The organism is Balneola sp. (assembly GCA_003712055.1).
Taxonomy (GTDB): Bacteria; Bacteroidota; Rhodothermia; order Balneolales; family Balneolaceae; genus RHLJ01.
Genome location: RHLJ01000001.1, coordinates 111,047 through 122,573, shown reverse-complemented (window position 1 = coordinate 122,573; position 11,527 = coordinate 111,047). Strand labels below are relative to the sequence as shown.

The 11,527-nt window shown below is 38.6% G+C and carries 11 protein-coding genes; 7 read left to right on the top strand and 4 right to left on the bottom strand.

What is annotated here, in order from left to right; genetic code table 11:
- Positions 1–10 precede the first annotated feature (10 nt).
- Positions 11–433 carry a cupin domain-containing protein gene (locus tag ED557_00550; GenBank protein RNC85299.1) on the top strand — a complete coding sequence of 141 codons (423 nt, stop codon included), beginning with the start codon at positions 11–13 and terminating at the stop codon, positions 431–433.
- A 35-nt stretch (positions 434–468) separates the two neighbouring features.
- A complete protein-coding gene (locus tag ED557_00545; protein ID RNC85298.1) occupies positions 469–2,397 on the top strand; it encodes a glycoside hydrolase family 13 protein in 1,929 nt (642 codons plus the stop codon).
- Positions 2,398–2,505: 108 nt separating this feature from the next.
- Here ED557_00545 and ED557_00540 read toward each other — a convergent pair whose 3' ends face one another.
- The 3 genes from ED557_00540 to ED557_00530 all read right to left on the bottom strand — a co-directional run bounded on the left by ED557_00540 (position 2,506) and on the right by ED557_00530 (position 5,774).
- A complete protein-coding gene (locus ED557_00540; protein ID RNC85297.1) occupies positions 2,506–3,573 on the bottom strand; it encodes an endo-1,4-beta-xylanase in 1,068 nt (355 codons plus the stop codon).
- A gap of 77 nt (positions 3,574–3,650) precedes the next feature.
- On the bottom strand, positions 3,651–4,151 hold the full coding sequence (locus ED557_00535; protein RNC85296.1) for a hypothetical protein: 501 nt from the start codon (positions 4,149–4,151) through the stop codon (positions 3,651–3,653).
- Positions 4,152–4,154: 3 nt separating this feature from the next.
- Positions 4,155–5,774 carry an acyl-CoA carboxylase subunit beta gene (locus tag ED557_00530; GenBank protein ID RNC85295.1) on the bottom strand — a complete coding sequence of 540 codons (1,620 nt, stop codon included), beginning with the start codon at positions 5,772–5,774 and terminating at the stop codon, positions 4,155–4,157.
- A 111-nt stretch (positions 5,775–5,885) separates the two neighbouring features.
- On the opposite strand from ED557_00530, the gene ED557_00525 reads away from it, so the two are divergent.
- The 5 genes from ED557_00525 to queG are packed head-to-tail and all read left to right on the top strand — an operon-like array spanning position 5,886 to position 10,774.
- Complete coding sequence (locus tag ED557_00525; GenBank protein RNC85294.1) at positions 5,886–7,265, top strand: GWxTD domain-containing protein; 1,380 nt, start codon at positions 5,886–5,888, stop codon at positions 7,263–7,265.
- Between the two features lie 40 nt (positions 7,266–7,305).
- Entirely contained in the window at positions 7,306–8,304 is a 999-nt protein-coding gene (pdxA, locus tag ED557_00520; GenBank protein RNC85293.1) for a 4-hydroxythreonine-4-phosphate dehydrogenase PdxA, read from the top strand.
- A complete protein-coding gene (locus ED557_00515) occupies positions 8,297–9,064 on the top strand; it encodes a class I SAM-dependent methyltransferase (GenBank protein RNC85292.1) in 768 nt (255 codons plus the stop codon). The genes pdxA and ED557_00515 overlap by 8 nt, the downstream gene beginning before the upstream one ends.
- Positions 9,058–9,765 (top strand): cell division ATP-binding protein FtsE, encoded by a 708-nt coding sequence (gene ftsE, locus ED557_00510; protein RNC85291.1) that lies wholly within the window; start codon positions 9,058–9,060, stop codon positions 9,763–9,765. Before ED557_00515 ends, ftsE begins: the two co-directional genes overlap by 7 nt.
- Positions 9,766–9,781: 16 nt before the next feature.
- Positions 9,782–10,774 (top strand): tRNA epoxyqueuosine(34) reductase QueG, encoded by a 993-nt coding sequence (gene queG / locus ED557_00505; GenBank protein RNC85290.1) that lies wholly within the window; start codon positions 9,782–9,784, stop codon positions 10,772–10,774.
- A gap of 113 nt (positions 10,775–10,887) precedes the next feature.
- Here the strand turns inward: queG and ED557_00500 are convergent, their stop codons facing one another.
- Positions 10,888–11,517 carry a sigma-70 family RNA polymerase sigma factor gene (locus tag ED557_00500; GenBank protein RNC85289.1) on the bottom strand — a complete coding sequence of 210 codons (630 nt, stop codon included), beginning with the start codon at positions 11,515–11,517 and terminating at the stop codon, positions 10,888–10,890.
- Positions 11,518–11,527: the final 10 nt, after the last annotated feature.

The following is an 11,527-nucleotide window of genomic DNA, read 5'->3' as shown; positions in this document are numbered from 1 at the left end:
ATCTAATTACATGAAAACCAAGTTATTCCTATTCATACTATCACTTAGTCTTTGTTATGTTAATCCTTCATTCGCACAACAAGCTGATTCCGTAGTTGTTGAAATTTTAGAAAAAAGCAGTCAAAGCTGGGATGGAACCTATCTACCAAATTATCCATCAGGTCAACCTGAAATAACTATTGCTAGAATTACCCTTCCACCAAAGTATAAATTACCAGTTCATAAGCACCCTATTCCACTAGGAGGTATTGTATTGGAAGGCTCCATCACCGTAACACGTGAAGATGGAGTTAAAAAAGTATTTAATGCCGGAGATGCCGTAATAGAATTGGTTAATACCTGGCATTATGGGATGAATGAGGGAGACACTCCAACTGTTTTGCTGGCTTTTTATGTAGGTACAAAGGATAAGCCCATTACCATCAATCAATAAGTCTCTTAATAGCTACTAATTGTAAAGAATTCATTATGTCGTATTCTGGAAAATTTTCCCCGTTTTTAATCATGCTCCTCTCATTGGTTGTATTGTACAGTTGTACAAACTCCAACAACGAAGAAGTTGTAACTGCTTTCGAAAATCCTCCTGAATGGTCTAAAGAGGTAGTCTGGTACCAAATATTCGTAGAAAGATTTAGAAATGGAGATCCAAGTAATGACCCCACCGCTGCGGATATAGTTGGGGCTTATCCAGGAATGGTTCCTGAAGATTGGGCCGTTACTCCCTGGACACACGATTGGTACAAAGGCGATCCTTACTTCGACAACCTTTCAGACATACGAGACTTTTTTGGAAATGAGCTAACCTATTTTGGCCAAAAAGCACAGCTAAGACGGTATGGAGGTGACTTGCAGGGAGTACTGGACAAGATGGATTACCTTGAAGACTTAGGTATTACTGCGGTTTATTTCAATCCACTAAATGATGCTCCTTCGCTTCACAAATATGATCCTCGTAATTGGCATCACATTGATCGAAATTTCGGTCCTACTCCAGAAGAAGATGCCCGAATGATTGCCAGTGAAGATCCAACTGATGCCTCTACCTGGACATGGACTGGTGCTGACAAGCTTTTTTTAAAAGTAATAGAAGAGTTTCATAAGCGAGATATTAAAGTGATTATGGACTTTTCCTGGAATCATACCGGTATAGAGTTTTGGGCCTGGAAGGATATTTTGGAAAACGGGGTAGAATCTAAATATGCAGATTGGTATTGGATAGATTCTTTTGACGATCCAAATACAGAAGAAAACGAGTTTGAGTATACCGGATGGGCAGGGGTAAGATCTTTACCTGAGATCAAAGAAACCGTTCGTCAGGATCATAGTGTATCCGTTGAAGTGTTTGAAGGTGATATTTATAGTGAAGAAGTAAAGCAACACATATTTGATGTCACCAAAAGGTGGTTAGACCCTAATCAAGATGGCGACCCTTCTGATGGAGTTGATGGATTTCGTCTTGATGTAGCTGCTGAAACTCCATTAGGATTTTGGAGAGAGTTTAGAGAATTAGTTCGTGGAGTGAACCCTAATACCTATTTGCTGGGAGAAATTTGGTGGAGGCAGTTTCCCGATCACCTACTAGATCCAGAACCAGTAGTTCGCGGTGATATTTTTGATGCTCCAATGAATTACCGATGGTATCGGGCAACGCGTCATTTCTTCAACCAGTCTCCACATAAAATAACTGTCTCTGAATACGTAGATAGTTTGAGGTCATTCCAGGAAAACTTACGGCCACAAAGTAATTACGCTATGATGAATCTAACAGCAAGTCATGACGTTCCTCGTTTTGGCACATCCATATACAATAAAAATAAGTATAAGTATCAGGCAAAGCCCGACGATAATCCGGAGTATAAAATTGATAAACCAGATGAAGAAGCTCTCGAAACAATGAAACTTATTCTAGTTCAGCAATTCACCTACGTAGGTGCTCCTCAAATCTGGGCTGGAGATGAAATGGGTATGTGGGGCGCTGATGATCCTTCTACAAGAAAACCCCTCATTTGGAAAGATTATGACTTTGAACCAGAAACCACTCATCCGAATAATCTGGAAAGACCTACTAATGAAGTCCGGTTTAATGATGAATGGTTTAATGTTTATAAAAAACTCATTCAAATCAGAAAAAATAATCCAGTTCTAATTAGCGGTGAATTGGAGTACTTAACTATAGATGACGAAAAAGAGATTCTTGTTTACAGTAGATATGATGCTTCAAATGAAGTAATAGCTATATTTAATAGCAGTGGTACCGATCAAGATCTGGTTATCCCTGTGAAAAATATGTCTACTTATACTGATGTCCTCTACGGAACAGAATTATCACAAACCGAAGATCAGGTATCAATTCGTATCCCGGCTCGGAAATCTGCAATTCTGGCTCATAGTAATTAATTATAATAAGTCGAATAAATTATTAGGCAATAGTTAATGGTTATTAGTTTATGGTGACCTTCCAATGACTAATAACCATTAACTAATAACAAAACCGACTTATTAAAATCAGTTCGAGTAGAAATCTAAAATACTTTGATAAGCAGTTTTTGGAGTAAAATCTTCATTATATAACAATGGCCATTCATCCTGATTATCCCAAAAACTTCGAAGCCAGGTGTCATCATCCTTTACTCCCCACATAGTAATCCCAAATTGTAGTTCTTCGGGTACATCGTCATAGAGTTCAATGATTTCCATCATCCTATCTGTAAATCGATTATCCAGCTCTAGAGTATATGAAGTCTGTTCTGCTTCAGGGTTAACGCGAATATCTAGTTCTGAATAATGTATGAGTAAATCTCTGGATACAGCTTTACCTGTTGCTCCTTGTATTTGGCTAATCGAAGGCCAGTTATAACTTATGTGCATTTGATACCCCACACCATCAATAGGAATCCCCCTCTCTCCGAAATCGTCGATCATACTCATCACCCGATCCAGTTTAGAGCCATTTTGTGACATTCCATAATCGTTGTAAAAGAGTAATACATCCGGATCAGCTTCTCTAGCCCATTGAAAACATTTTGCAACATAGTCATCACCCATCCTTTGACGAAATACGCTATTCCTGAGTTCATTTGATCCACCGTCCTCAAACGCCTCATTAACCACATCCCAGCTTGCTATTTGGCCTCTATATCTGCCAACTACTGTTTTGATGTAATTTTCTATAAGCTCCTCAAACTCAGCATCAGACCCTGAAAAATTTTCAATCCATGATGGAGTAGCGCTATGCCAAATGAGCGCATGCCCGTGCACACGTATATCTAATGCTTCAGCAAACTCCATGAACTCATCTGTATCTGAAAAATCAATCGCTGACGGATCATTATACATCGGGCTCATTTTCATTTCATATTCTGCGGTAAGACTTGAAAACTCATCTCTCATTACTCCCACATAATTTCCGTCATTAAGGTGCCATGTTTGAATTGCAGCACCAAATGGATATGGCACATTATTCCGTAGACTTGGCGTATTATCAACTTCTTCTTCAGGAGACGTACTCGAATCCTTACAAGCCATTGAAGTGATTAGTAGTACAAACAGAAATAGATTAATAGGAATGCGCATTTTTTTTGATGGTACCTTTTTGGGATTGCCTTATGAAGAGTATTGGATTAATCTGGCTCACAATTTTAAATAAATTATCATTCATTTATAGTCTCAAATTCCACATCAAATTCAAACATCCCTCCTAGTCTCTCTTTCAATACGAGATATAGTTCGTTGATCTCTTCAAGTTCATCCGGTTGAGCCTTTACAATCCGGTATCGCTGTTTATCCTTCGTTATGATCTCAAACGTAAACCACTCTTTGTTCACTAATCCTCGTTCTACTAATGCCTTTCCGGAATCAAAATTTGAAAACAGAAATTGCTTTATTTCCCAAAATGGAATGACTCTCCGTTTTATTCTTATATAACTAAATATCCTGAGGTATTGAGTAAGCTTGTAGGTATCCGAATTAAAAACGAACTCATTCCTTGTAAATAGTTTGATCAAAATACTTGCCGCAAAAATCCACAAGAAAAGGGCAAAGAACACGCCCAAAAGTAAGCATGCAAACAACGCCATGAAGTCAAGGAGTGTAAAGCTGGCTTCTACGCTCAACTTCAGCTGCTCACTATTTCTCTCGAGCCGATACCTCATATTCTAAACCTGAATCACTCCCGTTTTATATTCTGGAATAGTGGGGTTAAGATTTGCACAAGCTAATGCTTTAGAGATTCTCTCCCGTGTATTTAAAGGATGAATAATACCATCAATCCAGAGGCGAGCAGCAGCATAACGCACATCCGTTTGCTTATTATAGTTTTCTGTTACTTCACTCATCATTTCAGCTTGTTCTTCCTCCGTAGGCTCTTCTCCTTTCTTTTTCAATGCCGCCAACTTGATTTGAAGTAAGGTCTTGGCAGCAGAGGCACCACTCATTACAGCTATATTAGCGGTAGGCCAGGCATACATAAATCTAGGGTCATAAGCTCTGCCGCACATTGCATAATTTCCTGCTCCATAGCTGTTACCAATTACAATAGTAATTTTTGGTACGGTACTATTAGCCATGGCATTTACCATCTTGGCTCCATCTTTAATGATCCCTCCATGTTCACTGCGCTTACCAATCATAAACCCGGTTACATCTTGTAAGAAGATTAACGGGATTCTCTTTTGATTACAGTTCATGATAAAACGAGCTGCTTTATCAGCGCTATCACTATATATCACCCCACCAATCTGCATCTCCCCCGACTTAGTTTTATTGATAGTGCGCTGGTTAGCTACTATTCCTACACTCCATCCATCTATTCGGGCATATCCGGTAATCAATGACTGGCCATAACCTTTTTTGAATTCAGTGAAACTATCCTCATCAATAATACAATCTAATAACTCGAACATATTGTACGGAGAAGTGCGCTGCTCCGGTAGAATATCGAAGATATCAGAAGCAGGTCGTTTTGGTTCTTTAGCTTCCGTACGATTAAAACCAGCGGTTTCAAATGGCCCAAGCTTATCTACTAAATCTCTGATGGTTTGTATGCACTCGGCATCGTCTTTCATCTTGTAATCAGTAACGCCACTAATTTCTGTATGAGTAGTTGCTCCTCCAAGAGTTTCATTATCTACCGATTCGCCAATTGCGGCTTTTACCAGGTAACTACCTGCGAGAAATACACTCCCCGTTCCATCAACGATTAGAGCTTCATCACTCATAATAGGTAAATAAGCTCCCCCAGCTACACAACTCCCCATAATAGCAGCAATTTGAGGAATCCCTTTTGCCGATATAACTGCGTTGTTTCTGAACATTCGTCCAAAGTGCTCTTTGTCCGGAAATATTTCATCCTGCATTGGGAGAAAAACACCGGCTGAATCTACCAAGTAGATTAGTGGAATATGATTCTCAATAGCTATTTCCTGAGCTCTAAGATTTTTCTTTGCGGTGATAGGAAACCATGCTCCTGCTTTTACTGTGGCGTCATTTGCTACGATCATACATTGTCTGCCTTGAACCGTTCCAATACCGGTGACTACACCACCAGCTGGACATCCGCCTACATCTTCATACATTTCATGACCTGCCCACAATCCTAATTCAAAAAAATCAGATCCTTTGTCAATTAAAGTTTCAATTCTTTCACGAGCCGTTAGTTTTCCTTTTGCATGCTCTTTTTCAATTCTAGAAATCCCCCCTCCCAGCTTAATAACTTCTTCTTGTTTTCTAAGTTCTTCAATAAGGTGTTGAAGCCAATGTGTAGATGTACCATTCATAGGTAAGAATTCAATGTTTTTGTATACTAGTGTCCAACAAATTTCCGTTAAAAATAGAAATTTAAATCCCGATTACCGAGACTTAGATCGATCAACCCAAATACACGCATTATGCAAAAAAGGTTCATCCTAATAGTTACGCTTCTCTTTGTAGCTCTTCCACTTCTTGCTCAACGTTCGAATAGAGTGAATTATACCACCTTAATGAACAGAGCTAATGCACCACAAATCTTTATCGATGAAATTGTATTACCTAATGAAGATGGTAATACGAATCTTTCTGTGATTTTCAGATTCGATAACGACTTTCTTCCATATAAGAAGATTTCCCCTTCTGATGATATTATCGGGCCTGAAGGCATGGAATACTTTACAATTGTAAGATTGAACTCTGAGATTTTTAAAGGAAAGTATTCCCGTCGAAGAAGTGCTACAGATGTTGGTATTGCTACCAGAGATCTTTGGGTAGATACCTTATATACAAAAACATTTGAGGAGACGGAATCAAAGGGATTATATGCTTCGGGTTCTCTTACAAATATATTAGAGCCAGGAGAATATAATTATGTGCTACAGCTAAGTTTGATGGAAAATACCCGAGAGAGAAATTCTAATAGACAGAATATTCGCATTTGGGATTGGGAAGAAAAGAAGTCAGGAGAAGTTTATCTCATTAAAGAAGGAAGTGCTGATTCAGATATGGTTTTGATGAATATGAACGACAATGTACTTTTTGGTAAAGATTTTAAAGCCCTGGTGAGGATCCCTAATTATTCTGAAGACGCTGAATATACCTTGAATGTGCATAAAGCAAGGACTGTGCGAAGAGACACAATTAAGGTTGAATCTATCTATTCAAAAACCATAGGCTCTGAAGAAATTTCTTCTGGGGTAATTCCTGTTCTTGAACAAGGTATCGATCCTACGCTAAGATTTAAGGACACAGAAATGAATTTCACTTATGTGTTATTGGACATACCAAACAAAGAATTCGAGAATGCTGCCTATATGATTGAGGTAACTTCTTCCACTGCCGAAAAACCCATTGCAAAAAGTTTCTTCAGATCATATTGGCCTAATATGCCAGCTAGTTTGTTAAATCTCGATATAGCACTGAATAATATGCAGTACATCGTAAGCGAAACTCAATTGAAAGAGCTTAAGTCAGGTAGCAGTAAAGAAAAAGAAGAGAAATTCAGAGCATTTTGGGAAAGCAGAGATCCTACTCCAAATACAGTTTATAACGAATTAATGACCGAATACTATCGAAGAGTAGACTATGCCTTCAGAGAATTCCGTAACCCCGGGAACCCAAACGGTCATGAAACTGATCAGGGAGAAATCTATATAAAATTTGGGCCTCCTGAATCAACAGATCGAAAATTCCCCTCTCAAGGAAACGTAATTGAAGTTTGGGAATATCCGAACAGAACTTTTGTATTTGAGCAAAGTTCAGGATTTGGAGATTTTGTACTTCGTGGTACAGATTAAAGGTGTAGTTTAATTTCCCTTACCGTACTTTTCTTAATGTATGGAAAGCAATAAGCCAATAATTGGAATAAGTATCGGAGATGTTAATGGAATTGGTCCTGAGATAATTCTTAAAGCATTGGACCATATTGATTTAAAAAAATCATCTCCACTTATTATTGCTCCTAAATCTGTTCTGGAATATTACGCTATCCTTCTTAAACGTGCAGTTCATGTAAACACCTGCCAGTACATTGATCAGATTGAACCAGATACTATAAATCTGTTAAGTCTCCCGGATCATGGAATAGAAATAAAGCCGGGGGTTCTGGATAAAAAGAGTGGGCTTATCGCAATGCAATCCATTGAGCTTGGTATTGAACTCGCTATGAATGAAATAACTCAAGCACTGGTAACCTGTCCTATTTCTAAAGAAGCGGTCAATCTGGCTGGCTATTCAATCCCTGGTCATACCGAGTTCTTGGCTGAAGAAACAGATACGTCTGAAGTTCTGATGATCCTTCTAACTGATACACTTAGAGTAGCGCTGGTAACAGGGCATATTCCAGTTAAAAAGGTATCTGCAGAAATAAATGAAGGACTAATTCTCAGAAAGCTCCATATCCTAAACGAAGCCCTTATCCATCAGTTTGGAATTGAGCAACCCAATATTGCAGTTCTGGGTTTAAACCCTCATTCAGGAGATGGTGGAGTTATTGGAAAAGAAGAAATCAATGTAATTGAACCAACTTTGAAAAAGGCAAAGGAGTTAGGAATAACAGTAACTGGACCATTTCCTGCCGACGGTTTTTTTGGACAGCAACTTTTTAACGAATTCGATGCAATACTAGCGATGTATCATGATCAGGGATTGACTCCTTTTAAACTACTTTCCTTTGGTAAAGGAGTAAACTTTACTGCTGGCCTACCAATTATCAGAACTTCGCCGGATCATGGAACAGCATTTGATATTGCCGGACATGGAATGGCCACTATTTCTTCTTTTCTTGAAGCCTATAATCTGGCCGTAAGCATGGCAACAAAAAGGATCGATGTCTGAGTTAAAAGAGAATTATACCTTTCTGGCAGCTTTGTATGATGTACTGATGGAGGATGTAGATTATGAATCCTGGGCTGATTTTATCGACGAAATTATTCAAACGCATCATCCCGAAGCTGTAGATCTTTTGGAAATGGCTTGCGGTACGGGTTCCCTCTCTCTTTCATTAGGTGAACTGGAATGCTACAACATCCTTGCTAGCGACAAATCAGTAAAGATGATTGAGATTGCCAGGAAGAAACCAAAAGACTTTAATAGCACCGTTGATTTTATAACCCTGGACTTTCTTGATATCGATGTTGATCAATCTTTTGATTGTATTTTCACCGTTTTTGATAGTGTGAATTATCTCATGAATGCTGAGCAAATAAAGAAATTTCTTATTGGAGCAAGTAAAAAGCTTAATGGAAACGGACTGTTAATCTTTGACTTTTCAACTCCAAAAAATTCACTGGAATCGGTTGATTACTTAAATGAAAATGAAGGTGATAATGGTAGGTTTAGATTCTTCAGGAAAAGTGCCTATGATCCTAAACAGAAAATCCATCGAAATGAATTTGAAATTGAAGAAATAGATATTAAAACAGGAAACATACTTCAAACGGTTCAGGAAATTCATGAGCAAAGGGCATATTCATTAGATCAAATGCTGTCAATTGTGGAACAAACACCCTATCATCTTGTAGCAAAATACGATGGCTTTGATTTGATTGACGCCAATGAAAACAGTGCACGAGTAACGATGGTACTTCAATGTTAGATAATGCAGTAATAGAATTACGCAATGTGTCTCTCAGTTATGAGAATCGTCAGATTCTGAGAAACATAAATTTTAAGCTCAATAACGGAGAATTTTGTTATCTGATAGGCCCAACGGGAATAGGAAAAAGCTCCTTTTTAAAGCTCTTATATCGTGATATTGTACCTGATGAAGGAACCATCCGTGTAACTGACTTCCCGGTTAATAAAATCAGCATGAAACAAGTTCCTATGTTAAGAAGACGTATGGGTATTGTTTTTCAGGATTTCCAACTGCTTCCCGATCGCGATGTATTTGAAAACGTAGCTTTTGCTCTACAGGTGACTGGAGAAAAACCAAAGTTCATTAAGCAAAGGGTACTTGAAGTGCTTGGATTGGTAGGATTAAGTCATCGTAGAAAAAATATGCCCTCCGATTTATCAGGTGGAGAACAGCAACGAGTAGTTATTGCCAGGGCACTTGCTAATGAACCCCGCATTCTTCTTGCAGATGAGCCTACCGGAAATCTAGATCCTAAGGCAACTCAAGGTATAATGGATATCTTGAAAACGATCAATAATCGTGGAACTGCCATATTGCTGGTAACCCACGACTATGCGGTAGTTAAAAAATATCCATTCCGAACAGTTCGGCTCATTGAGGGTAAAGTTCAGGATTTAACCTGGAAGGGAGACAAGCTCATCCCTCTTAAAACCGGATAACTTTCATCTTAGTTAGATGAACATCCTGCAAAAAACACATCAGATCAGGAATTTCGCCCTTCAATTAGGATTTGATGCCTGTGGTTTTGCAAAAGCAGAGCGATTAGACGAAGAAGCTGAAAGGCTTGAACAGTGGCTTAACGAAGATCGACATGCAACAATGGACTGGATGGCAAACAACTTTGAAAAAAGAGTAGACCCTACCCTTCTGGTTCCAGGATCAAAAACAGTAATTTCTCTATTAGCCAGCTATTATCATCCATCTCACCAAGAGCAAATTGGTATTACTTCAAAACCGCTCATTGCTAAATATGCCCAGGGTCGAGATTACCATAAGGTTTTAAAAAAGAAACTGAAGGAGCTGTTTGTATTCACCAATGAATTATGCAGTGGAATTCAAGGTCGGTTCTTCGTTGATTCTGCTCCAATCCTGGATAAAGCATGGGCAGTAAAAGCAGGACTTGGTTGGGTTGGAAAAAACTCCAATGTGCTTAACAAAAAATTAGGCTCCTATTTCTTTATTGCGGAATTAATTATCGATCAGGAACTAGTTTATGATTCCCCTACTACTGATCACTGTGGTACTTGCACGGCCTGTATTGAAGCTTGTCCAACAGACGCAATTTATGAGCCTTATAAGGTGGATGGTACCAAATGTATCTCTTACTTAACCATTGAGCATAAGGGAGACATTGACGAGGAATATCATTCAGATATTGAAAACTGGATATTTGGCTGTGATATATGCCAGGATGTGTGTCCATGGAATAGCAAAGCAAGGTTGACACAGCTTCTGGATTTTTATCCAAGAGAAAAGGTAATCAATAAGAATCTTAAAGAGTGGTTACTAACCTCTGAATCTGACTTTGATGAAGTATTCCTTGGAAGCGCGGTTAAAAGAACCAAATACTCTGGTTTCAAAAGGAATCTGGATATTGTTAAAGCTAATTTAATTGAAAGTCATTCTGAGGCTACTGCCGAAGAATCTAAGCTGATAGAAAACCAGTAGTTCCTTATGTACAATGTTCTAGAGCAGAGTCACTACCTAGCTCTAAAAAAAAGACCTTCATTCTATAAGATCCTCTCCTGAATGCGTTCGAGATCAGGATGACTTAAAGGAGATTAAAACTTATCTCGTTTATCTACTAGCGCCTTATACAGAAGCTCTCTTGCACGGAAAATATGCGCTTTAACTGTCCCAAGAGGTAAATCCAGTTCATCTGCAATTTCATCGTAGCTTAATTCTTCCATATGACGAAGCTGTATTACTTTTCGATACTTCTCCGGAAGGTTATGAATAGCATCCTGAACGATAGCTTTCCTTTCTTTTTTCATTACCGGAGCGTCAGTAGAAAAGCTCATATCAGGTAACTGGACTTCCATTTCTCCATCTTTTGTTTTGATGGGATCATTGATGGAGAACGTTTGAAGCTTCTTCTTCCGTAGATAATCTATAGTATGATTAGTAGCAATACGATATAACCAGGTAGAAAACGCGTACTCGTTGCTATAGGTCTGCAAGTTTTTGAACGCCTTTATAAAGACCTCTTGTACAAGGTCTTCAACCATTTCTTGTTCCCTTATCATTTTGCGGATATGGAAAAAGATGGGCCTGTCATATTTGTCCACCAATTTTTTGTACGAATCCTCATTACCAGCTAAAGCGTCTGCTACAAACTTGTCATCTTCAATACTACTGGCAGATGCGTTTTCTCGTGGTGAACTATTTGAAATGTTACTGTTTTCCGACATTAACTGGATA